At 65.8% G+C, this 21,071-nt stretch carries 23 protein-coding genes; 16 read left to right on the top strand and 7 right to left on the bottom strand.

Annotation, left to right across the window (positions count from 1 at the left end; all coding sequences use genetic code 11):
* Positions 1 to 49: 49 nt before the first annotated feature.
* On the top strand, positions 50 to 664 hold the full coding sequence (locus tag J0X27_RS01570; protein ID WP_207270740.1) for a toll/interleukin-1 receptor domain-containing protein: 615 nt from the start codon (positions 50 to 52) through the stop codon (positions 662 to 664).
* On the opposite strand, the gene J0X27_RS01565 is transcribed toward J0X27_RS01570, so the two are convergent.
* On the bottom strand, positions 661 to 1,359 hold the full coding sequence (locus J0X27_RS01565) for a J domain-containing protein (protein ID WP_207270739.1): 699 nt from the start codon (positions 1,357 to 1,359) through the stop codon (positions 661 to 663). The two genes, J0X27_RS01570 and J0X27_RS01565, sit on opposite strands and share 4 nt — an antisense overlap.
* A 358-nt stretch (positions 1,360 to 1,717) precedes the next feature.
* On the opposite strand from J0X27_RS01565, the gene J0X27_RS01560 reads away from it, so the two are divergent.
* The 3 genes from J0X27_RS01560 to J0X27_RS01550 all read left to right on the top strand — a co-directional run bounded on the left by J0X27_RS01560 (position 1,718) and on the right by J0X27_RS01550 (position 3,730).
* Positions 1,718 to 2,143 carry a DUF3054 domain-containing protein gene (locus J0X27_RS01560; protein WP_207270738.1) on the top strand — a complete coding sequence of 142 codons (426 nt, stop codon included), beginning with the start codon at positions 1,718 to 1,720 and terminating at the stop codon, positions 2,141 to 2,143.
* 294 nt (positions 2,144 to 2,437) lie between these two features.
* Complete coding sequence (locus J0X27_RS01555) at positions 2,438 to 2,653, top strand: DUF8015 family protein (protein ID WP_207270737.1); 216 nt, start codon at positions 2,438 to 2,440, stop codon at positions 2,651 to 2,653.
* 78 nt (positions 2,654 to 2,731) lie between these two features.
* Positions 2,732 to 3,730: an ornithine cyclodeaminase family protein gene (locus J0X27_RS01550; protein WP_207270736.1), complete on the top strand. Its 999-nt coding sequence runs from the start codon at positions 2,732 to 2,734 to the stop codon at positions 3,728 to 3,730.
* Between the two features lie 52 nt (positions 3,731 to 3,782).
* Here J0X27_RS01550 and J0X27_RS01545 read toward each other — a convergent pair whose 3' ends face one another.
* The 3 genes from J0X27_RS01545 to J0X27_RS01535 all read right to left on the bottom strand — a co-directional run bounded on the left by J0X27_RS01545 (position 3,783) and on the right by J0X27_RS01535 (position 7,754).
* Complete coding sequence (locus J0X27_RS01545) at positions 3,783 to 5,039, bottom strand: inorganic phosphate transporter (protein WP_207270735.1); 1,257 nt, start codon at positions 5,037 to 5,039, stop codon at positions 3,783 to 3,785.
* A gap of 112 nt (positions 5,040 to 5,151) precedes the next feature.
* On the bottom strand, positions 5,152 to 6,579 hold the full coding sequence (locus tag J0X27_RS01540) for a zinc ribbon domain-containing protein (RefSeq protein ID WP_207270734.1): 1,428 nt from the start codon (positions 6,577 to 6,579) through the stop codon (positions 5,152 to 5,154).
* On the bottom strand, positions 6,576 to 7,754 hold the full coding sequence (locus J0X27_RS01535) for a thiolase domain-containing protein (protein ID WP_207270733.1): 1,179 nt from the start codon (positions 7,752 to 7,754) through the stop codon (positions 6,576 to 6,578). Before J0X27_RS01535 ends, J0X27_RS01540 begins: the two co-directional genes overlap by 4 nt.
* Positions 7,755 to 8,096: 342 nt before the next feature.
* On the opposite strand from J0X27_RS01535, the gene J0X27_RS01530 reads away from it, so the two are divergent.
* On the top strand, positions 8,097 to 9,095 hold the full coding sequence (locus J0X27_RS01530) for a DHH family phosphoesterase (RefSeq protein WP_207270732.1): 999 nt from the start codon (positions 8,097 to 8,099) through the stop codon (positions 9,093 to 9,095).
* A 119-nt stretch (positions 9,096 to 9,214) separates the two neighbouring features.
* Here the strand turns inward: J0X27_RS01530 and J0X27_RS01525 are convergent, their stop codons facing one another.
* On the bottom strand, positions 9,215 to 9,673 hold the full coding sequence (locus J0X27_RS01525) for an Hsp20/alpha crystallin family protein (RefSeq protein WP_207270731.1): 459 nt from the start codon (positions 9,671 to 9,673) through the stop codon (positions 9,215 to 9,217).
* Positions 9,674 to 9,826: 153 nt separating this feature from the next.
* Here J0X27_RS01525 and J0X27_RS01520 point away from each other — a divergent pair, with 153 nt between their 5' ends.
* Together J0X27_RS01520 and J0X27_RS01515 are read left to right on the top strand one after the other, a co-directional pair.
* A complete protein-coding gene (locus tag J0X27_RS01520) occupies positions 9,827 to 10,516 on the top strand; it encodes a type 1 glutamine amidotransferase domain-containing protein (protein WP_097379286.1) in 690 nt (229 codons plus the stop codon).
* 136 nt (positions 10,517 to 10,652) lie between these two features.
* Positions 10,653 to 10,829, top strand: coding sequence for a hypothetical protein (locus tag J0X27_RS01515; RefSeq protein WP_207270730.1), 177 nt, complete (start codon positions 10,653 to 10,655; stop codon positions 10,827 to 10,829).
* A gap of 314 nt (positions 10,830 to 11,143) precedes the next feature.
* Here the strand turns inward: J0X27_RS01515 and J0X27_RS01510 are convergent, their stop codons facing one another.
* Positions 11,144 to 12,028 carry an IS1595 family transposase gene (locus J0X27_RS01510; RefSeq protein WP_207269143.1) on the bottom strand — a complete coding sequence of 295 codons (885 nt, stop codon included), beginning with the start codon at positions 12,026 to 12,028 and terminating at the stop codon, positions 11,144 to 11,146.
* A gap of 124 nt (positions 12,029 to 12,152) precedes the next feature.
* Between J0X27_RS01510 and J0X27_RS01505 the strand changes: the two genes are divergently transcribed.
* From J0X27_RS01505 to J0X27_RS01475, 7 genes are all read left to right on the top strand, one after another.
* On the top strand, positions 12,153 to 12,389 hold the full coding sequence (locus tag J0X27_RS01505) for a hypothetical protein (RefSeq protein ID WP_207270729.1): 237 nt from the start codon (positions 12,153 to 12,155) through the stop codon (positions 12,387 to 12,389).
* A 208-nt stretch (positions 12,390 to 12,597) separates the two neighbouring features.
* The gene (locus J0X27_RS01500; RefSeq protein WP_207270728.1) at positions 12,598 to 12,804 is read left to right on the top strand and encodes a DUF1918 domain-containing protein; all 207 of its coding nucleotides are present in this window, start codon (positions 12,598 to 12,600) and stop codon (positions 12,802 to 12,804) included.
* A gap of 75 nt (positions 12,805 to 12,879) precedes the next feature.
* Complete coding sequence (locus tag J0X27_RS01495) at positions 12,880 to 13,329, top strand: RNA-binding protein (RefSeq protein ID WP_207270727.1); 450 nt, start codon at positions 12,880 to 12,882, stop codon at positions 13,327 to 13,329.
* 252 nt (positions 13,330 to 13,581) lie between these two features.
* Positions 13,582 to 14,220 carry a TetR/AcrR family transcriptional regulator gene (locus tag J0X27_RS01490; RefSeq protein ID WP_224214687.1) on the top strand — a complete coding sequence of 213 codons (639 nt, stop codon included), beginning with the start codon at positions 13,582 to 13,584 and terminating at the stop codon, positions 14,218 to 14,220.
* Positions 14,217 to 15,698: an MATE family efflux transporter gene (locus J0X27_RS01485; RefSeq protein ID WP_207270726.1), complete on the top strand. Its 1,482-nt coding sequence runs from the start codon at positions 14,217 to 14,219 to the stop codon at positions 15,696 to 15,698. Before J0X27_RS01490 ends, J0X27_RS01485 begins: the two co-directional genes overlap by 4 nt.
* 164 nt (positions 15,699 to 15,862) lie before the next feature.
* Positions 15,863 to 17,101, top strand: coding sequence for a cation:proton antiporter (locus tag J0X27_RS01480; protein ID WP_207270725.1), 1,239 nt, complete (start codon positions 15,863 to 15,865; stop codon positions 17,099 to 17,101).
* 162 nt (positions 17,102 to 17,263) lie between these two features.
* Complete coding sequence (locus tag J0X27_RS01475; protein ID WP_207270724.1) at positions 17,264 to 19,015, top strand: YcaO-like family protein; 1,752 nt, start codon at positions 17,264 to 17,266, stop codon at positions 19,013 to 19,015.
* A 72-nt stretch (positions 19,016 to 19,087) separates the two neighbouring features.
* Here J0X27_RS01475 and J0X27_RS01470 read toward each other — a convergent pair whose 3' ends face one another.
* On the bottom strand, positions 19,088 to 19,603 hold the full coding sequence (locus tag J0X27_RS01470; protein ID WP_207270723.1) for a hypothetical protein: 516 nt from the start codon (positions 19,601 to 19,603) through the stop codon (positions 19,088 to 19,090).
* A 151-nt stretch (positions 19,604 to 19,754) separates the two neighbouring features.
* On the opposite strand from J0X27_RS01470, the gene J0X27_RS01465 reads away from it, so the two are divergent.
* Both J0X27_RS01465 and cmk read left to right on the top strand, forming a co-directional pair.
* Positions 19,755 to 20,234, top strand: coding sequence for a cupin domain-containing protein (locus tag J0X27_RS01465; RefSeq protein ID WP_207270722.1), 480 nt, complete (start codon positions 19,755 to 19,757; stop codon positions 20,232 to 20,234).
* 80 nt (positions 20,235 to 20,314) lie between these two features.
* The gene (gene cmk, locus J0X27_RS01460) at positions 20,315 to 20,926 is read left to right on the top strand and encodes a (d)CMP kinase (RefSeq protein WP_207270721.1); all 612 of its coding nucleotides are present in this window, start codon (positions 20,315 to 20,317) and stop codon (positions 20,924 to 20,926) included.
* The last annotated feature ends 145 nt before the right edge of the window (positions 20,927 to 21,071 follow it).

Raw genomic sequence — 21,071 nt, 5'->3', positions numbered from 1 at the left:
AGAGATAGATTAATGACGACGCACACGTCTGTGTACCGTAGGCGATGAGATGACCGGAGAACAGCTGTACGTTTCCCACGCCCCCGGCGATCTCGAGCTCGTCCAGGACCTGTTCTCGACGGTCAAGAACTTCCCCTTCGGCGTGCACATCGCGCTCGAGGAGGTCGAATCCGGACGGTCCCGAAAGCGACTCGAGGGGCGACTCGCCAACAGCAATATCGTCGTCGCGGTGTTGACCGCGGACGCGGCCGAGAACCGGTGGATCAACCAGGAGATGGGGTATGCGGTGGCCAAGGGAATTCCCGTCCTCCCGGTGTACGACGAGTCCGTCAGTCGTCGCGGATTCGTCAGTGACGTCGAAGGCATCACGATCGATCGAAACAACCTCTCGTTTACGATCTTCAATCTGCTCTGTCGACTGCGAAGCGAACTCGCGCCGCTGGGGGCGCTGTCCGTTCCCAACTGGTATATCAGGTTCCCGTGTACGATTCCCGACTGTGGCCACCCGGTCACGCTCGAACTCGAGCAGGGACAGACGAAACTCTGGAAACTCCACAAACACGGGAAACTCCTGACGACGTCGTGTGAGGACTGTGGATCGACCTATTTCTTCAATCCCGCCACGATCGGGTTCGTGAGCCGCGACGACGGAGCCTCCCCTTAGTCCTCTTCACGGAGCCGTTCGTAGGCATCGGTAACGAGCGTGAACGCGGACTGGCTGCCGCTTTGGCGGTCCGGATGGGCGCGTTTGACCTGTCGGTGAAACGCCTCGCGGATCGCCTCATCGCTCGCGTCGGCGTCCACACCGAGCACCTCGCGGGCTCTCGTTCTTCGCATGGCCACGTCGGCGACGATCCCTCGCTCCTCGGCATCGGCCGTGCAGTCGGAACAGAGCCGTTCGGTCCGTCCGTCGATCGTCGTGACGCGGAAGCGTTCCTCGACGACCCGCTCGTGGCACTGCCGACAGCGATCGTGATCCGTGTCGGGATCGCTGGTGGACGTGTGGGAGGCCGTCCGCGAGCCGATTGGGCCACCACCGTCCGGATCGCTCCTGTCGTCGTCACCATCGGGATCCGGTGCCTGGGCGAGACACGACGGACAGCAGGTCAGCGCGGTCCCATCGTCGAGGATCACGTCCTCGAGTTCGGCCGCGAGGTACCTGCCGGTACAGCCGTCGCAAGTGGCCCGTCGCTGGTCGAACGCGGTCCCCGTCCGAACGGCCGCTCTCGCGTGGGGTTCACAGTCAGGGCAACAGACGACTTCGTCGCCGTTCGGCATCGTCACCGTCGTCGATTCCTCGCGGGAAACCGTTCGGCCACAGCCCTCACAATCGGCCCGGCGGTTGCCGACCACAGCCATCACTCGAGCGGTTCGGGCCGGCCGTATATTAGTTCTGTTGCTGACAGTCTCGGTCGGTGCCGACGTCCCGCCCGATCGACCCCCGCTCCGAACGACGGCTGCCGTAGGATCGTCTTACTGGAGGGGGTCGAACGGGGTCGTGTGACCACCGATTCTGAACGGAGCCGATAACGAAGTGACCACCCCTCGTCCGTGCGACCGTGCGAGGCACTCCTCGCACGACGCGTTGTCCGTTGGACGGTACTCGGCGGCTAGCCGTCGAGTCCCTCCTCACAGGTCGTGACGGCAGGCGAGTAGCAGCCGCCGACCCACGATCGAAACCGGGGAATCAATGGGATCGCAGAACTGAGAGCCACGTATGGACACGGCAGTTCAGACGGAGGCTCGTACCGCCACGGCCGATCGCGAACGGATCGCAACCGCCGTGGTCGACGTCGTCCTCATCGCCGGCCTGGTCTTGCTCGGGCGCATCGAACACGGCGTCAATCCGATCGCCGAACCGATCGCGTCACTCGAGACGGTCGCACCGTTCGTGATCGGCTGGGCCGCTATCGCAGCGCTCGCCGGTATTTACACCCGCGACCGTCCCGTGGGGAAAGAGCGCCTCCGACTGACGACCCTGAGTTGGATCGCAGCAGCGAACGTCGGACTCATGCTTCGGGCCTCCGCGCTGTTCGATGGGGGGGCGACGTGGCCGTTCCCGCTCGTGATCACCGGCTTCGGACTGATCGTCCTGCTCGGGTGGCGGGCCGCGTACATGCTGTACCGATCGGTGACGAACTAAATCGAGGGAGCCCGTCTCGAGGCGACGGACGTGAGCCGGATCGACCCTCTTCGAGAGCGATGGATTTCTATGCGGAAGGGAGTAGATCGCGTCACCGTATCGAACGTCGGATGATGAGGACGTTGAGGGACGAGACGCACAGATCGGGCGACGAGCCACAATAATTCGAAATCGATCGAGCCGGGCCATAAGTTACGAGAATACCACACAAGGATTTTCGATTAGAGACACATCCACCACGAGCCAATTATGGGAAACGCTTATATGGGAATTTCTCCTACTATAGAATAGATTATGACTGGATATTACGACATTGTTCTCGGCCTCATCCCAGTCGCACTGCTCGGTATCACCGCGGCTCTCACCGTCGTCGGGATCTCGTGGACTGCGGCGGTACCGCTCGGTTCGCTGGTCGCGATGGGGATCATCGGGCACGCAATGTTCGTCAATACGCCAGCAAACACCGCCGACGAACCCCAGTCGGCGCGGCCGCCGATCAACGCCGACTGATCCGATCTCTCTCCGTCGCCCTCTCCCAGTATTCCCGGTTTCGGTTCCTTTTCCCGTCTCCGATTCGTGGTGTTTGATATGACTGACACGCTGTTTCTGACCAGCGCGGAGGTTGCCGACCTCGCAACGCCGGCAGAGTACGTCGACGCCGTCCGCGAGGGATATCGCCAGCGCGGCGAGGGGGCACCGGCCAAGCCGCGATCGAAGTTCCTGCGTGGCGATCCCGAGGGCATGTTCACCGCCTACGCTGCCATCCTTCCCGAGACGGGCGCGATGGGCGGCTACATGTACAGCGCGGGCTTCGGTGCCGTCGACGGCTGGTTTATGACCCCACTCTTCGACGCCGAGAGCGGTGCCCCGCTCGCCCTCCTCGATGGCGCGAGCATGAACCCGTTCAAGACCGGAGCCGCCGGTGCCGTCGGCGTCGACGAACTCGCCCGCGAAGACGCCGACACCCTCGCGATCATCGGTAGCGGCGCACAGGCGCGGGGCCAACTCCACGCCACCGCCACGGTCCGTGACTTCACCGAGGTGCGGGTCTACTCGCCGACCCCCGAGAACCGCGAGTCGTTCGCTGCCGACTTCGACGACGCCCTCGCGGCCGACGTCCACGCGGTCGACTCGAGTACGGCCGCCGTCGCCGACGCGGACGTCGTGATCACGGCCACGCAGGCCAACGAGCCGGTCGTCGACGGCGACGACATCGCGCCCGGGACCCACATCACCGCGATGGGCCAGTACTCGCCGGACGCGCGGGAACTGGACGCGAACACGATCGCGAACGCGACCTACGTCCCGGACCTCCGCGAACGGGCGACGTTCGACGCCGGCTCGTTCATGCAGGCCCTCGAGGAGGGGGCGATCACCGAGGACCACGTGCACGCGGAACTGGGCGAGGTCGTCGCCGGGACGGAACCCGGCCGGACGAGCGACGACGAGATCACCGTCTTCGATAGCGGCGGGACGGGCATCGAAACGGTCGCCGCGGCGTACCTGCTCTACGAGCGCGCCAGCGAACAGGGGCTCGGACAGACGATCGAGTTCGCACCGGCGAGCGAAGCGCTGACGGGGAACTAGGCGCTCGAGAGTGCGGCTTTCGGCGACGAAGCCGACGGAACGACGCCGGTAGCTACGTTATGAACGAAAACAGGATGTACGCACCGCTGAGCGACAGCACCGGCGTGAGTACCCAGAGGACGACGATCCGGGCCGTTGCTGCGGGGTCGAACAGGCTTTCGGCGGCCAGTTCGCTCGGTCGTTCCTCGCCGATCGGCGGGACGCCGCCGTCCGAGACCTGTTCGTCCGGGTCGGGGGCGTCCCCTTCGGAGAGGTCGCCGACCGTCGGGCTCGCGGGCGTGTCGTCGGCGGCGTCGGTCGGTGAAGCCGCGAGTGACCCCGTCGTCAACTCCGGGATCGACTCCTCGGTCGGAGCCGGCGTCGCGATTTCCACGAGCGTGCGCGCGCGACTCGCCCGCCCCCAGCCCAGGCCGATGATACAGGACGTCGTACTCACCGCGAGGCTGGCCGGAATTCCGAGCCAGGAGAGGACGGTGATGATCGTCGCCCCCACCGTCGAAACGATGAGCGCTGCCAGGATCGGGAGATCGGTAATGTCGTTGCCCACCGTCGCCAGCGTCCGTCGGGCGATCGTGAACCCGCCGAGGCTGATCGACCCGACCGCCAGGAGAATCGCCGGGCTGGGGTCGATACTCCCGCTCCCGACCAGCGGCGCGACCGCGTTCGCGGCGTTCGACGCCCCGGCACTGAACCCCATGTAGCACGCGATCACGACCACCAGTGTCGCGCCACCGACATCTCTGGTCGCCGCGTTTTGGTTGATCCTGGGCCGGGGAATCCGCCCTCGAGTATCGACGGCGATCAACGGGTCTCGCAGGCGGCCGAACGCGAACTTGGCGTCGAGGTAGGGGTACAGATACCGGCCGATGATGGCTCCCACCGAAGCGGCGGTCAACGGGGCGACGATCCACGCAGAGAGGATCGTGAACATCAGGGCAGCGTCGAGCGTCCCCGTCGCCAGCCCGAGCCCGACGATGGCACCGACCGCGGTCATCGACGTCGACGCCGGGACGCCGTAGGCGTTCGACACCAGGAGCGAGAGGCCGGTGAAAAAGAGGACGCCCACGCTCGCTTCGGGCGAGAAGACTGCCGCGTCGACGATCCCGCTGCTCATCGTCTCGATGACGTTGCGCCCGACGGTCCACGCGCCGACGAACGCGAAGACGGTGAAAAGCGCCGCGGCGGTGACCTTTCTGACGATCCGGCTCCCGACCGCCGGTCCGAAGGCGACGCCGGTCGAAGAGCCGCCGATGTTGTACCCGACGAACACCGCAACCAGCAACCCGATGACGAGTACTGCCTCTGCCATGCGCTGTTCTTTGTCGGAGGGAAGGAGAAACCCCGCCTCTTAGGATCGGGTTACGTCCGACGCCGCCGTCGGCAGTCGACGTCCCGGATTCGACGACGGGACACGAGGTGCGCTACTCGCCTGCGGGCCGAATCTTGAACCCGTAGCGGGTGACGCCTTCCTGCGTGTAGATCCGGCGGATCGTCGTTTCGATCCGGTCGCCGACCGAGAAATCGGCGGGGTCCGCGTCGGTCCCCATCGCGGGGGCGCTGACCGTCTCGTCGCCGCCGTCCGTTTCGAGCGCGACGATCGCGGCCGCGTAGTCGCCCGATTTGGCCTGCTGTTCGGCGAACTCGGGCGGCGCGCCGCCCTGCGAGATGGTCGTGACCGCTTCGATGGTCCCCTCCCCCGCGAGTTCGACGGGGTCGTACTCGGCGAGCGCCCCGCAGTCGTCACAGGCCCCTTCCGGCGGGAACGAGAGCGCACCGCACTCCGAACAGCGACCGGCCGCGAGCCGGTAGCGCTGGGGAATCGAGCGCCGCCAGGAGGGAACGCTGACGTAAGCGCCGCCGCCCGAGGGCGGCCCAGTGGTCACGACGCCGCGCTGGCGAAGGTACTCGGCGTAGGAAAGCGGGTCCGCGCCCTCGAGTGCGGTTTCCACCGGTACGTTCCCGTCCGCTTCGACGACCATGGCATCGGCACCCGCGCCGCTGCCGTGGGAGACCGCGAGGACGGAGTCGTAGCCGTCCTCGAGCGCGCTCGCGAGCGACAGCGGAACGCTCGCAGCGCCCAGATCGCCCAGTTCGTGGACCGTCGCGGCGGCCCGAATCTCGTCGGTGCCGACGCCGGCCGCGCCCGCAGCGCGGTAGGGGAGCTTCCCGTCGGGGGCCTGAATCGCGGCCGCGTCGGGCTCGGGCTCGACCTCAAGACCGGCGACGGCCCCGCCGATCGTCTCGGTAAAGGCCTGCCGGTCGTACTGGGTGACGCCAAGGCCCTGCGTCTCGTCCTCGTCGGTGTTGCGGAACCGGGTTCCGGGATACGGCGCGGCGTACTCGGCTCGATCGACGATCTCGGCCGGACCCTCGCGTTCGAGGACGAACGCGGCCCCACCGGCTCCGGCGGCGTGGTCCACGCCGTCGTCGGGATCGCCCTTCGGTGCGTCGGCGGCGACGACGAGCGCAGTGGTCGCGTCGGCCTCGAGCGCGTCCAGGCCGGCCCAGAGCGCGCGCGTTCCGGCTCGCGTGCTGCCGGTGAAGACGTGACGGGTCGTCGACTCGGAGAGGGCGAGCATCGCGCCCAGCCGGGCGGTGGGGTCCTCCTCGGCTTCCGGCGGTCGCGAGGATGCAAACGCCAGCCAGTCGATTTCGCTGGGATCGGTCGCCGCGGCCTCGAGGGCTCGCGCCGCAGCCTCGGAGCCCATCGTCAGGGCGTCCTCGTCGGCCGAGGGGACGGCCTTCTCGGTGACGCCAGCGGCGTGGAACTGTCCCCAGGCCTCCTCGAAGGCCTCGCTACTGATGCGGAACCGTGGCGCGTAGGCACCGACGCCGGTGATCGCGCTCATGCTGTCACCTCCTGCTCTTTCTCGAACACGTGAACGACGGCGGCACCACCGCTGCCGCCGACGTTGTGGGTCAGCCCGCGGGTCGGGTTCTCGACCTGTCGCTCGCCGGCCTTGCCGGAGAGCTGTTTGAACGCTTCGACGACCTGCCCCGCGCCTGTCGCGCCGATGGGGTGGCCCTTGGACTTGAGCCCGCCGGAGGTGTTGACCGGGAGTTCGCCGCCGAGTTCGGTCGCGCCGGACTCGATCAGTCGGCCGGCCTCGCCCGTCTCACAGAAGCCCAGGTCCTCGTAGGCCAGCAGTTCCGCGATGGCGAAGCAGTCGTGGACCTCCGCGAAGTCCAGGTCGTCGGGCTCGACGTCGGCCATCTCGTAGGCCGTTTCGGCGGCGCGCTGGCTCGCCGGGATGCCGGTGTAGGTGTCGCGCTGGAAGAGGCCGACGGTGTCGCTGCCGGCACCGACGCCGGCGACGCGGATGGGGTCGTCCGTGTAGTCGTCGACGACGTCCTCGCTGACGATCAGGGCACAGGCCGCGCCATCCGAGGTCGGACAGCAGTGATAGAGGTTGAGGGGATCGGCGACGACCGGCGCGGACTGGGCGTCCTCGAGCGAGCACTCGAAGCCCAGTTGCGCGTGGGGGTTCTTCGCGCCGTTCGCGTGGTTCTTGACGGCGACCCGCGAGAGCTGTTCGCGCGTGGTGCCGTACCGTTCCATGTGGACGCTGGCCATCTGGGCGTAGACCCCGGAGAACGTCGTCCCGGAGAGTCGCTCCCACTCGGTCTCCCCGGAGACGCCGAGCCAGTACTTCGTCGCGTCCGAACTCGTGTCGGACATGATCTCGAAGCCGCCCGCGAGGACGACGTCGGCCATCCCCGACTTGACCGCCTGGACGGCCTGTCTGACGGCGTATCCGCTGGCCGCACAGGCGTTTTCGACCCGCGTCGTCGGCACGCCGTCGAGGCCGACGTGTTCGGTCACTGCGGGGCCGGAAAGACCGAGTTGGCGGCCGCCGACGCCGAGGTTGCCGACGAACGCTTCGTCGACGTCCGCGGCCTCGAGTCCCTTCGGAACGCTCGCCGTCGCTGCGTCGAACGCCGTGCGGAACAGCGACCGGTAGCTTTCCGACGGGAATGCCCCGTAATCCGACTGTCCCGCGCCGACGAGGTAGGCGTCTCGCATACTCGCCCTTCTGATGGCCGCTGTGAAATAAGTGTACACTTGGTCACGATCGTTCGTGCAGAACGGGTCCCGACGGGCCCGGCTCGATGGCCACTCGCTGGCCGGCTCGGGGAGGGATACCGGTGGCGGTGTGATTCCGCGACTGCTCCGTCGAATCACGTCCGGAGGGCGACTCGAACGGGGCTTCGATCAGCGTCGCCCCGGCCGCTCGCAGTCGCTGGGAACCGGCCGATTTCGACTCCCACGGCGACCGCGGACGTGATCGGTCGCCCCGCTTCGATGGAATTCAGGAATACTGAAACGCGACGCGGGATTCAAGCGGCTCGTCCGCGTATCTCCGGTATGTCACGCGCGGACGAACTCGTGTCCGTCCTCGAGCGGACCGACTCGCTGGCGATCGTCTGCCACGACAATCCCGACCCGGACTGTCTCGCCAGCGCACTCGCCCTCGAGGCGATCGCGCTCGACCACGACGTCGAGGACGTGACGATCGCCTACGGCGGCGAGATCTCTCATCAGCAAAACCGCGCGTTCGTCAACTTGCTCGAGATCAGTTTGCAGACCCTCTCGGAGACCACGATCGGAGCGTACGATAGCGTGAGTTTCGTCGACCACTCCAGACCGGGCGCGAACACCGAAGTGTCGGCGAGCGTCACGCCCGACATCGTCGTCGATCACCACCCCGGCGAATCGGTGGACGCCGCCTTCGCGGACGTTCGTGAGGAGTACGGCGCGACCGCGACCATCTTCATCGAGTACCTCCAGGAACTCGAGGTCGACCTCACGACGCGGCTGGCCTCCGCACTGCTCTTTGCGCTCCACCGGGAGCGTCTGGACTTCGTTCGCGAGCCCACGCGACGGGAGTACGAGGCCGCACTCGCCGTCTACCCCGACGTGGAACTGGAGATCTTGGAGCAACTGTACGGCAGCGCCTTTTCGCCGGGGACGCTGGACGCGATCGGACGGGCCATCGCCAGCCGGGAACGCCGGGGCTCGTCGCTCGTCGCGAGCGTCGGGAAGACCGGTGAGACGGATGCGCTCCCCCAGGCTGCGGACTACCTCCTCAACCTCGAGGGCGTCGACACGGTGTTGGTCTACGGCATCGTCGACGACGTGATCCGGCTCAGTGGGCGCTCGATCGATCCACGGGTCAACATCGGCGAGACGCTGGAAGCGGGCTTCGACGAACTGGGTGCGGTCGGCGGCCACCACGACATGGCCGGCGGCCGGATCGAACTCGGACTCTTCGCCGACAACAACGACGACGCCGACGAACTGCTCGCGTTCGTCGGTGGGCGACTCACCCGTCGGTTCTTCGACGCGTTGAACCTCGACGACTGAGACGGGCTCCTGTCGGTCGGTGCCGGCACGCCCACACAGCGGGTCGCAGGTGCGTCGGGACCCACTAACGGCAGGCCGTACGCGGGCACCCTCGAGCGACCGGTCGGCGTCGCGAGCCGCTACTCGATGTCGATCGAGCGTGCCTCCTCGCTTGCCTCCCGTTTCGGGAGGTGGATCGTCAGAATCCCGTTGTTGACGCTTGCCATTACGCCATCGACGTCGATCGGAGCGGGCAGTCGAAGCTGCCGACTGAACGATTGTGTCTTTCGCTCGCGCCGGATGTAGTTCTCGTCACCGTTCTCCTGGCGGTGCTCACGCTCGCCCGAGATGGCCAGCGTGTCGCCGGTAAGCCGTAACTCGAGGTCGTCGCTCTCGTATCCCGGCACGTCGACGGTGACGACGAACTCGTCTTCCTCGTCGGCGAGGTCCAGACTCGTCTCCGAACCGCCCATCGAGAGGTCGAGTTGGCTCCGGTTGTCGACCTGGGTTTCCCACGATCGGGCTGCCGTTTCGATCTGGCGATTCAATCGCTCGAGCAGGTCGTCGATTCCGTCGAAGGGACGAGGTCGATCTGACATGCTATCACCGACCGGAGCTACGTTGCCGACGGCGAAAAAGGCAACCCCCCGGGGGACTGCCGGTCCGATACACTAATCCGTTTGCGGGTAAATTTCCCGGCAGAACTGGATGAAGGGCTGGTCGTTTTTACGCTCCCGCCCGTACTACTGAGCGTGACGGACGCACTATTCGTAGTCAGCGAAGAAGGGTACTGGGGAGAAGAATGCGTCGAGCCACTCGATACGCTCACCGCAGCCGGCGTCGAGATTACGGTCGCGACGCCGTCGGGGAGCCCACCGGTCATCGACGAGCGATCGCTCGACCCCGAACAGGTCGACGAAGAGACCGTCGAACACGTCCGTGAGGTCCACGAGAACGACGAGCGGCTGAACGATCCGATCCCGGTTGCACAGGCCGACGCCGAGGGGTACGACGCCGTCGTCTTCCCCGGCGGTCACGGGACCGCGTGGGACATCAATCAGGACAAACACGCCCGGGAGTTGCTCCGTGATATCGTCGAGGGCGACGGCAAGGCGCTCGTCGTCTGCCACGCCGTCGGCATGCTCGGGTTCGCCCGCGACAGCCACGGCGCGTTCATCGTCAACGGTCGTGACGTGACCGGCTTCCCCAACGAGTGGGAAGAGGGCATCGTTGACGAGGCCGACCGGATGCCCGACGGTCGGAAACTGCCCTACTGGACCGAAGACGAAGTGAAAGCCGCCGGCGGGAACTGGGATGCCGAACTCGATTCCGCGACCAGCGTCACCGTCGACGGCGACCTGATTACCGCCCGCGGTCCCGGCTCCTCGAGCGCGGCGGCCGATCAGCTCCTCGAGGAACTCGATATCGAACTGCAGGCCTGAACGCGGACCCGACTCGAGTCGATTCGAACTGATCGACTCGCGAGCGTCGTCGACCCAGCGGCCCGGCGTGACTCGAGGCGCGCAGCCGAGGGGGCCGGACCGAGCCAGTTATCAGCACCGGTTCCCGAACACGTGCGTGGACTCAGCTCGATCGAATCCGTCCGAACCGGCCGGGTCGTTGCAGAGTCGCGGCTACCACATCACCGTCGACGACGGCCGCGAATCGTTTTTCGCGCTCAGTATCGAGGACGCGTCCAGCGAGGACGCGTGGCTCATGTCGGATACCGTCGTCGCGCTCGATGGAATGCGATAACGCCGGGAGACAGCGAACCGCTTCGCGTTCCGCGTCGCCACGCGGCCACTACCAGAAACACCGCAGACGAATCGCTCGCCCTGCGGTGGCGCGTGGTGTCGCCCGTCCGAACGTCGAAGCTCCGCTGAAAGCCTCCGTTATACGTCTGGCGTCCTCGACGGTACGGACAGGTCGAGTACTGAACGTCATCGACAATAGTAGCAACTGAAACGAGTTCCACACTGATCGAAACGCTGTCGTGCGATCAGGTGTGCAATGACTTTCAGTTGCGACTATAGCTTCAATTTACGCTCTTGCGTAGTTCATTGTTGATTTCAGAGTGTTGCTCGAATAGCGTGTTTGAGTGCGTCTCGTCCCGGTTTTCGATATAGTTCTCGGCGAAGCTGGAACGCTCTGAGATACTGTGTCAGCTTATCTTTCGAGATACCTCGATGCGGCGAGAGCCACCGTCGCGTCAGCGACGCGTGGCTCTCGCAGGTATTGACGTGGACCTCTTCGTCGGCGTATTCACCGTCACCGTGGACGACGTATTCACGGGTGAATGCGTCGTCCGCTTCGAGTGGCTCGTACGCTCGAAAGCCGTCAGTATAGACAGTCAACGACTCCTCTTGGCGGTCTGCCAAGAGGAGTCGAATCGTCGACTCGTTGGCGGCTTTCGCTGGGATTACGTACCGCTGTCCTGTGCCGCGATCAGCGAGAATGAACACGGGTGGCTTGTCGCCGTCATATGAACCTCGCCCACGCGTGGACAGGCCACGCGAGCGCGACTCCTGGTCGCGCTCGCGGCCTTTCTTCCCGGCAGAAACGTACACTTCATCGATTTCGACCGGGCCGACAAGATCGAGAGAGGGCGCATCGAGCGCTCTGGCGAAGCGCTCGATGCGCCGGTGCATCGTTTTATGTGTGACCTCGATTTCGCACTGGAGTTGTCGGAGACTCGTGTTAAACCGGAGAAACGCGTAGATCGAGAACAGCCACCGGCGGAGTGCAACCTTCGAGTGAGCGAAAATCGTGCCCGTCTTGTCGTTGAACGTGCGGTCGCAATCCTTACAGAGATACCGTTGGAACTCTCTGTAGCTGCCGTTTCTGACCGTACGGTCAGAACGGCAGCGGGGACAGGTAACACCGTCACGCCAGCGAACCTGCTGCAACAGGTCCGCTGCGACCGATTCCGACCCAAACACATCGAGTGGAATCATTCGTGTCGGGCACCGCTGACGCGGTGCCCTTGTCCTCTTTGACTTCACAGCGACCGCTCAGCAGTATCAACAATCTCCTACGGATGAGCGTCAATTTATATTCTGACAGCCTCTCGGTGTTTGTATGAAGGTGCCCTCGCCCTCCCTCAGAGAGCATCTCGAATTCGTAGCAACGGTCCTCGCGACGTTCGCCGTCGTTCAATATACGGGTGTGTTCTCCGGGAATCCCGGAGAAATCGACCCGACCTATCTCGTCAGACTCGGCCTCCTTCTTCCAATCACTGCATATCTGTTGACAGCCATCCTAGCAAACGTCGAGTGGTTACCACAATGGAACAAGATGGTCCGAAACGAAGAGTGAGCAGTAGTGCCACGGGAATCCGAATACTAGGATTTCGACGGAGCCAACGGCGCGAGATGCGAACGAGGGCGACGCGCCGAGCGCTCGGTCGAGAACACGGCCGCGAGACGGATCCGGTCGATATCGGCCGAGGGGGGTCGGAGTGGCCCACGCTCCCGTCGTGGCGCGAATCAGTCCCTTTTTACGCGGCGGCGGGGAATCATCGACCATGAGCTTCGAGGAAGACGACAAAGTCGTCCTGCACGACGAGCACAGCGAGTTCGACGGCCAAATCGGCACCGTCTCCCAGACGATGGAGTCGATGTTCGGCGACGTCACCTACACCATCAGCTTCGAGGACGGCCAGGAGGCCGGCGTCCCCGAGGACGCCCTCGAGGCAGCCGACGACGCCGACGTCGACGCAGACGAGGAGTAACCACCACTCGCGGGTCGTCTCTCGCGCCACGCACCCGTCACTACCGCGCCACACCCAGCCACTTTCGAACCGCAGATGCCACAGATCCCGCTTCACTACGTCGATTTACGGACGTTCTGCTACGCCACCGAGGACGAAAAACGCGTCGAGGAGGCGCTGCGAACCTTCCTCCCCGACGGCGACGACGACCCCTTCGAGATCGAGCGCGCCGAGAGCGAGGGCCACTACGGCGACCGCATCCTCGTGCTCTCGGCTCGCGTCGAGAACGCCGACGACGTCCGCTACGTCCTCTCGCGGTTGGCCGACCTCGAGTCCTTCGACAATCTGATCGACGAACTCGACGAGCGGGTCACCGAAAACACCGAACTCTTCCTGCGCCTCGACAAGCAAGCCGCCTTTCAGGACGAGGTCCGCCTCGGCGACGGCATCACCTTCCGCGGGAAGGTCGAGGCCTACCCCGCGAAGAAGGAACGGGCCGTGGAAAACGCCAAAGAAGTCCTCGAGCGACTGCGCGAGCAGGGGTAGGCGCTCCCCGCAGTGGTCTCTCAGCGATCGGAGCCACTGACCGTCACTGTACACCCGACCCAGGACGGCAGTGCGATCGGTGTGTGACCCGTTTCAATGGGTGCCGTCGGCGGGTGTGTTGTCCGACGGGAGCTGTCGACGCGGTCTATCGCCCTCGAGTACCACGTGGGTCGTTCGTCGACCGAACACGATCGTCCGGTGGCGAAGGGCTTTTGACTGACCAGTCAGTAAGTACGTGTAGATACCAGTTGAATGACCGACGAGACGACCGACGATCTGATGGAGGCAACGTATCGAGCACTCTGTAAGCACGGGTATGCGGAGCTGACGATGCAGGATATCGCCGCGGAATCGACCAAGACCAAGGGCACGCTTCACTACCACTTCGAGGGCAAACAGGACCTCCTCGAGTCGTTTCTGGAGTATCTTCTCGATCAGTTCGAAGCGCGAACGGAAACCGTCCCCGGCGAGACGGCGGCCCAGCGGCTCCACGAGTACATCGACGAACTGCTGACGCCGTCCGACGAGGAGTCGGCCGAGGAGTTCCGGACGGCGATTCTCGAGATCAAGGCCCAGTCGCCGTACAACGAGGCCTATCGAGCGCGGTTGCGAGAGTTCGATCACACTCTTCGGGACCGCATCGCGGGGTTCGTCGCGGACGGACTCGAGACGGGGGAGTTCCGCGCGGACGTCGACCCCGAAGAGACGGCCGACTTCCTCGTCACCATCTTCAACGGCGCGGAGACGCGGGCGGCCGCGGTCGATCGATCGCCCGAGTGTACGAAGCGCTACGTCCACGCGTACATCGACGACACCCTGCGGGCAGACGGCTCGAACGGTGGAGACGTGGGATCAGGTGATAGCGACGATGCGACGGAGGCAGGCGAATGAGCCTGCTCGATCGCCTCGTCGGCTGGATCGAACGGCAAATCCTGGACCCACTCTCCGGACTGTTCAAGGGCCGCGAGGAGTTCGACCTCACGTCGGGCGGGATCGCGAAACCGTTGTTCTACCTGTCGCTGCCGATCATCGTAACGAACCTGTTGCAGACGGCGTACAACCTCATCGACACGTTCTGGCTGGGCCAGTACAGCACCGAGGCGCTGGCGGCGATCAGCTTCGCGTTCCCGATGGTCTTTCTGCTCATTTCGGTCGGGATGGGGCTCTCGGTGGCCGGGAGCGTCCTCGTCGCCCAGTATATCGGTGCCGACGAGGAGTCCGACGCCGAGTACGCCGCCTCCCAGACCGTCGCGCTGTCGTTGCTCGCGGCGCTGCTACTCGGCGTCGTCGGCTACGTCTTCGTCGAGGAACTGCTCGGCCTGCTCGGTGCCTCCGAGGCCGTGTTGCCGCTGGCGACCGACTACATGCAGGTCATCTCGCTTGGCATGCCCTTCATGTTCGGCTTCTTCGTCTTCATCGCCTTGATGCGGGGCTACGGCGACACGATCACGCCGATGCTCGTGATGTTCGGCTCGGTCCTGCTCAACGTGATCCTCGACCCGTTCATGATCTTCGGCTGGGGGCCGTTCCCCGAACTCGGGATCGAGGGCGCGGCGATCGCGACGGTCTTCTCGCGCTCGCTCGCGCTCGTGGTCGGGCTGGCCATCATGTTCAGCGGCGTCCGGGGCGTCCGGATCCGACTGGCCCAGATGCGGCCCGACCTCTCGTTCGCGAAGAAGCTCGTGAGCATCGGCTTCCCCGCCTCGATCGAGGGGATGGGCCGGGCGCTGTCGATCAACCTGTTGTTGGTGATCGTCGCGTTCTTCCCGGACACGGTCGTGGCGGCCTACGGGATCGGGACCCGCGTCTTCTCGGTCATCTTCCTGCCGGCGATCGCGGTCGCCCGCGGCGTCGAGACGATGACCGGTCAGAACGTCGGCGCGGGCAAACCCGACCGGGCGAAAGCCGCGGCGGACTTCGCCGCCCGGACGATGCTCGTCGTCCTCGGGGCGCTGGGCGTCGTGGCGTGGCTCGCCGCGGAGCCGATCACCGCCGCGTTCACCGACAATCCCGAAGTCATCGAGATCGGGACGACGTTCATTCGATACGTCGCTCCCTCCTTCGGCTTCATCGGCGTGATGCGGGCCTACAACGGAAGCTTCCGGGGGACCGGCAAGACACTGACCGCGGCCGCGATCGTCATCGTGATCTACGCGCTCGTGCGGCTCCCGATCGCCTACGGCCTCGCGACGGCCTACGACTACCGGGGGATCTGGGTCGCCTTCGCGGTCTCGAACGTCGTCGGTGCGGCGCTGGCCTACGGCTGGTACCGCCGCGGAACGTGGCGGGACGCCGACGTCACCGACGAACCGATGGCCCCCGGACCGGGCGACAACCTCGAGGTGGGAGAGGCCAGCACCGACGACTGACGCCGACGAGTGTGTCGGTACCCACACCAGTGAAGTACTCTTGAACCGTCGATTCGACCTGACCCGACTACGATGCCCCACCCGAACTGGAGTCACTGCTCTCGAGACGACGAACCGAAACGACGATCCAACCATTCGATCCCGGACGAGGGAGGGTAACCGCGATGGTCGAGGCCGTCTCGATCGACATCCTCAGTCTCCTGCTCGTCCTGTCGGTCGCGTGGGTGTTCGGCGCGTTCGCCGAGCGCCTCGGCTACCCGACGATGATGGGCGAGCTGTTCGCCGGGATCGCCTTCGGACCGGCGTTGCTCGGACTCTTGCGACCGTCGGAGCTGCTCTCGGTCCTCGCCGAACTCGGGATCTTCCTCCTGATGGTCTACGTCGGCATGGAGGTCGATCTCCGCGAACTGTTCGAACTCGGCCCCCAATCGCTGCTGATCGCCTTCGGTGCCTTCGTCATCCCCTTTGGACTGGGCTACGCGGCCGGCGTCTGGCTCGGCGTCTCCGTCGGCGCGGCGCTCTTTCTCGGGCTCGCCATGGCCGCGACCTCGCTGGCGACGAAATCGCGAATCCTCGCCGACCTCGAGCTTCTGGATACGCGGATCGCGAACGTGTTACTCGGCGGCGCGCTCGCCTCCGACGTGGGGGTGCTCATCGCGTTCGCCGGCGTCGACAGCTACGTGACCGCGGGCACGCTCGATCCGACCGAGATCGGGCGGATCCTCCTGCAGGCGATCGGGTTCTTCGCGGTGACGCTCGTCATCGGGTATCGCTTCCTGCCGATCGCGTGGCGATACATCGAACGCCAGCGGGAGCGATACGGCTTCGTCGATCGAACGACGGCGTTTACGTTCGCCCTGCTCGTCTCCCTCCTGTTCGCGCAACTCGCGACGCTGGCGGACCTGCACATGATCATCGGCGGCTTCATGGCGGGGATGTTCCTCCGGCAGGCCGACGTCGAGCCGGGGCTCTACGAGCACATGCACACGGTGATGTACGACCTCGCGATGGGGCTGTTCGCGCCGGTCTTCTTCGTCACCGTCGGCTTCCAGATCACGTTCGACGTGTTCTCCGACTCGCTCGGCGTGCTCGCCACGCTGGTCGTGATCGCCTTCCTCGGCAAGATCATCGGCTCCTGGCTGTTCTCGCTGCCGACGTCGCTTTCCTCTCGCGAGGGACTGGTCGTCGGCTTCGGCATGAACGGCCGCGGGACGGTCGAAATCATCATCGCCAGGGTCGCCCTCGAGGCCGGGGTCATCGACCAATCGATGTTCTCGATCCTCGTCTTCATCGCCGTCTTCACGACCGCGCTCGTCCCGATCACCGTCACCTGGGGCGTGCGCCTGCTCGAGGCGAGGGACGAACTCGTCTACCTCGATTCGGCGACGCCCGTCGAGGACTGAGACGGTCTCCCGTCCGTCAGTACCGGTGGGACCGGGACCGCCCTGCGGTCCCACCGGGAGATCGGGACAGCAAACCGTATGGGGGGCACTGCCTCGCTCTCGGGGCCACACCGTCGCGGCTCGAGCGGGGCGCTTTTGCCGCCCGCGCCAGCAGCTAGAGGTATGCACGTCCACGTCGTGGGTGACGATCCCGTTCGCGAGGCGGTCGTCACCGCGCTCGACGATGTCGATATCGGTGTCCGCGACGCCGCTCCAGCGGAACTCGACGACGCCCGCTTCGCAGTCGTCAGCGACGTCGCGGGGTCGGCGACGTTCGAACGGGCAACCGAGGCCGCCCGGTCCGGCGGAACGCCCTGGATCGCCGTCGAGATCGGCGGGGTCGGCGGCCACCCCATCGAAGCCGTCGACGCCGCCATCTCCGGATTCGCACCCGCGACCGGCTGTTTCGACTGTCTCCGCGCTCGCGTCGCGTCGAACCTCGAGGAGCGAGCCGACGGCCCACAGGCCGACCGCAGTGCAGCGCGACTCGCCGGTGCGGTCGCCGGCCGGGAGTGCGTTCGCGTCCTCTCGGGGGCTGAAGGGTCGATCATCGGACAGGTTCGCGAAGTGCCACACGCCCGGCGGCGGCTCCTGCCCGTTCCCGGCTGTGCGTGTGCGGAGACGGACCGTGACCGATCCCTCGATCGGGACGCGGACGCCCTCGAACTCGACGCCGCCGTCGAACACGCCGAGGGGGCGATCGACGACCGAGTCGGTGCGATCGCGAGCATCGGCGAGATCGAGTCGTTCCCCGCCCCCTACTACCTGGCGACGGTCGCGGAGACGACCGCCTACAGCGACGCGAGCGCGCCGCGACAGGCGGCTGGCGTGGCCGACGACTGGAACGCCGCGCTGATGAAAGCCGTCGGCGAGGGACTCGAGCGCTACTGTGCCGGCGTCTACCGCGAGGCCGACTTCGTCCACGCGAGCGAGGACGACCTCGAGAGCGCCGTGGCCCCGACGGCCCTCGTCCGCCCGGACGACGCGCCGGCCTACGAGTCGAGCGCCGACCACCGCTGGGTGCCAGGCGAGAACCTCGCGACCGGCGACCCGACGCACCTCCCCGCCGCGGCGGTCCAGTTTCCCCAGCCCGGCGACTCGCTCGTTCCGGCGATCACGACCGGACTGGGACTTGGCTCCTCGACGGTCGACGCGCTGATTTCCGGGCTGACGGAGGTGATCGAGCGCGACGCGACGATGCTCGCGTGGTACTCGACGTTCGACCCGCTGGGGCTGTCGGTCGCGACGCCGGCGTTCGAACGCCTCGAGCGACGCGCTCGAAGCGAAGGGCTATCCGTGACGCCGCTGCTCGTCACGCAGGACATCGACGTCCCGGTCGTTGCCGTCGCCGTGCACCGCGACGCCGACGGCGACGCGATATCGCCCGGCGAGGAGCCGTGGCCGGCATTCGCCGTCGGCTCCGCGGCCGACCTGGATGCCGAGGCGGCCGCGACGTCGGCGCTCGAAGAAGCGCTGCAAAACTGGATGGAACTGCGGAACCTCGGGCCCGAAGCGGCCGACGAGGCCGGGGGTGCGATCGGCGAGTACGCGTCCCGCCCGGCCGCTGGGCGGGCGTTCGTCGACACCGATCGGACGGTTCCGGCGGCCAACGTCGGTCCCGATCCCGTTCCGACCGGTCTCGATCGGCTCGAGACGCTGTGCTCGCGGGTGGCCGCTGCCGGACTGACGCCCTACGGGGCGCGGCTGACGACCCGCGACGTCGCCGACATCGGCTTCGAGGCCGTTCGGGTCGTCGTTCCCGGTGCCCAACCGCTGTTCACCGACACGCCGTTCTTCGGCGAGCGGGCACGGACCGTCCCGGCGGATCTCGGCTTCGAGCCACGGCTCGAGCGGGATTTCCATCCGTACCCCTGACGGGATCGTCGATCGAACGGACGTCTCGGTCTATCGGCGGTCGCTGCCACGGGACCGTCGCGAGAGCAGGGCTCAATCGGCAGTGTCGGTGTCGGACGATTCGCCGTTGCCGTCGATCGGTTCGGTCCCGTTCGAACCGGACTCGGCCGTGGTCGGGGAGGCCGTCGCGTTCGGGTCGTTCGCTTCCGTCTCCGTCCCCCGATCGACGTCCAGTATCAGATCGTCGTTCGTGATCCGAATGTTCACGAACTTCGTGCTCGGCGTGATCGTCGTCTCTCGGAAGGTCTCCTCGTCGCCCTCCCGTCCGTACTTGACCACGCGGAAGTTCTGCTCGGTCGCCTCGAGATGGGGCGGTGACGCCGACTGGTTCGCCGTGACCGTGTAACTCTCGTCGTAGGTCTGGCGGTTCGTGCCGGGTTCGTAGGCCTCGAGCGTGAGATCGAAGTGGCGGTCGGCCTCGCTGTGGATCTCGATGGGAACGAGCCCCTGAAAACTCCCCTGGTAGTGCTCTTGTAGGGCCTCGAGACAGCCGGAGAGCCCCACGGTCGCGGCTACCCCGGCAGTTCGAAGTAGCGTACGGCGGTTCACGTGGTGCCCTCAGGGTCGGACGACCGTATGCGTTACTCTTCGATCGACATCGCGGCCAGCCGCCGAGGGTCGACGTTGCACCCATCGCCCCCCGCATCACCCACTCCTCCCCGTCCAGAGGATTTTTGAATAGAACGCCGAATGTAAAACCATGGAAAAAGTCGCGATCGACGACGTCGACATCGAAGTCAACCCGATGGAGGTACACTCAGTCAGACGGCCGATCTCCGACGCGCTCGGCTTCACCGACTTCGCGATGAACTACTTCGAACTCGAGCCCGACGAATCCTTCTCGGGGGGGATGCACACCCACTACGACCAGGAGGAAGTCTTCTACGTGCAGGAGGGGACCGCGACGTTCGACACGGAGGAGGGTGAGGTCGTCGTCGACGAGGGTGAAGTGATCCGGTTCGAGCCCGGCGACTTCCAGACGGGCTACAACGATACCGACGAGCGGGTCGTCGGCTTCGCCTTCGGCGCGCCCAAATCGCAACACGACTGGGAGGAACTCGAGTCGCTGGTCTACTGCCAGGAGTGCGAGGAGGAGCTCGGCCACGGGCTCGAGCTCACCGACGAGGGGGCGTTCCGACTGACCTGTACCGAGTGTGAGAACACGTTCACGCTCGGGTAGCTCGTCGCCGGCGTGCGACGAGTTCCCGCCCGGCGGTCCGTAGCCGGAACCTTTTCACGAGGGACCGAGAGCATCAACGTATGGCTGTCCAAGACAGTTCGAGCGCGGAGATCGACACGACGCTTTTCATCACCGTCTCCGGACCGCCGGGCTGTGGTGCGACCACGCTCTGTGAACGGCTCGCCGACGCGATCGGCTGTCCGTACGTCTCGGGCGGGGACATCTTCCGCGAACTCGCCGCGGATCGCGATATGAACCTCAATCAGCTCACCGCGAAAGCCGACGAGTCCGACGAGATCGACCGCGCGCTCGACGAGCGCCTCCAGCAGATCGCCGAGAAATGGGGGATGGCCAACAAACCGTTCATCCTCGAGTCCCGGCTCGCGGGGTGGCTCGCGGGCGACCGCGCGGATCTGCGCATCTGGCTCGACGCACCCGAACACGTCCGACTCGAGCGGATCGACGATCGGGTCGAAACCGAGGCGGAGATGCGCGTCCGCGAGGTCAGCGAGGCCGGCCGATACCAGTCCTACTACGAGATCGATATCGACGACCAGGCGTTTTACGACCTCCAGATCAACACGGCGCGGTGGAGCAAGACCGGCGTGTTCGCGATCGTCAAAGCCGCGATCGAGGAGTACGATCCCGGAATCGACGAAGGGGCGTTTACGACGCCGCCGATGGACGTCTAACCGTCGGGACCGCGCCGCGTCCTCGATCGTCGCCGCCCTGTCTTCTCGTCATCGAGTAACGGGTCGCGTGCAGCCACGCGGCCACCGTCCCGTTCGCTGGCAGCCGGTGAGCGCGTGCACAGTGGCGGTTACCGAGGGCGGTAGG

Origin of the sequence: Natrinema longum (genome assembly GCF_017352095.1) — an archaeon.
GTDB lineage: Archaea > Halobacteriota > Halobacteria > Halobacteriales > Natrialbaceae > Natrinema > Natrinema longum.
This window is presented reverse-complemented; position numbering and strand designations above follow the sequence as displayed.

Excerpts from the sequence above, each read along its gene's own strand:
- J0X27_RS01570 (WP_207270740.1), top strand. The coding sequence starts at position 50 with ATGACCGGAGAACAGCTGTACGTTTCCCACGCCCCCGGCGATCTCGAG.
- J0X27_RS01565 (WP_207270739.1), bottom strand. The coding sequence starts at position 1,359 with ATGGCTGTGGTCGGCAACCGCCGGGCCGATTGTGAGGGCTGTGGCCGA.
- J0X27_RS01560 (WP_207270738.1), top strand. The coding sequence starts at position 1,718 with ATGGACACGGCAGTTCAGACGGAGGCTCGTACCGCCACGGCCGATCGC.
- J0X27_RS01555 (WP_207270737.1), top strand. The coding sequence starts at position 2,438 with ATGACTGGATATTACGACATTGTTCTCGGCCTCATCCCAGTCGCACTG.
- J0X27_RS01550 (WP_207270736.1), top strand. The coding sequence starts at position 2,732 with ATGACTGACACGCTGTTTCTGACCAGCGCGGAGGTTGCCGACCTCGCA.
- J0X27_RS01545 (WP_207270735.1), bottom strand. The coding sequence starts at position 5,039 with ATGGCAGAGGCAGTACTCGTCATCGGGTTGCTGGTTGCGGTGTTCGTC.
- J0X27_RS01540 (WP_207270734.1), bottom strand. The coding sequence starts at position 6,579 with ATGAGCGCGATCACCGGCGTCGGTGCCTACGCGCCACGGTTCCGCATC.
- J0X27_RS01535 (WP_207270733.1), bottom strand. The coding sequence starts at position 7,754 with ATGCGAGACGCCTACCTCGTCGGCGCGGGACAGTCGGATTACGGGGCA.
- J0X27_RS01530 (WP_207270732.1), top strand. The coding sequence starts at position 8,097 with ATGTCACGCGCGGACGAACTCGTGTCCGTCCTCGAGCGGACCGACTCG.
- J0X27_RS01525 (WP_207270731.1), bottom strand. The coding sequence starts at position 9,673 with ATGTCAGATCGACCTCGTCCCTTCGACGGAATCGACGACCTGCTCGAG.
- J0X27_RS01510 (WP_207269143.1), bottom strand. The coding sequence starts at position 12,028 with ATGATTCCACTCGATGTGTTTGGGTCGGAATCGGTCGCAGCGGACCTG.
- J0X27_RS01505 (WP_207270729.1), top strand. The coding sequence starts at position 12,153 with ATGAAGGTGCCCTCGCCCTCCCTCAGAGAGCATCTCGAATTCGTAGCA.
- J0X27_RS01500 (WP_207270728.1), top strand. The coding sequence starts at position 12,598 with ATGAGCTTCGAGGAAGACGACAAAGTCGTCCTGCACGACGAGCACAGC.
- J0X27_RS01495 (WP_207270727.1), top strand. The coding sequence starts at position 12,880 with ATGCCACAGATCCCGCTTCACTACGTCGATTTACGGACGTTCTGCTAC.
- J0X27_RS01490 (WP_224214687.1), top strand. The coding sequence starts at position 13,582 with ATGACCGACGAGACGACCGACGATCTGATGGAGGCAACGTATCGAGCA.
- J0X27_RS01485 (WP_207270726.1), top strand. The coding sequence starts at position 14,217 with ATGAGCCTGCTCGATCGCCTCGTCGGCTGGATCGAACGGCAAATCCTG.
- J0X27_RS01480 (WP_207270725.1), top strand. The coding sequence starts at position 15,863 with ATGGTCGAGGCCGTCTCGATCGACATCCTCAGTCTCCTGCTCGTCCTG.
- J0X27_RS01475 (WP_207270724.1), top strand. The coding sequence starts at position 17,264 with ATGCACGTCCACGTCGTGGGTGACGATCCCGTTCGCGAGGCGGTCGTC.
- J0X27_RS01465 (WP_207270722.1), top strand. The coding sequence starts at position 19,755 with ATGGAAAAAGTCGCGATCGACGACGTCGACATCGAAGTCAACCCGATG.
- cmk (WP_207270721.1), top strand. The coding sequence starts at position 20,315 with ATGGCTGTCCAAGACAGTTCGAGCGCGGAGATCGACACGACGCTTTTC.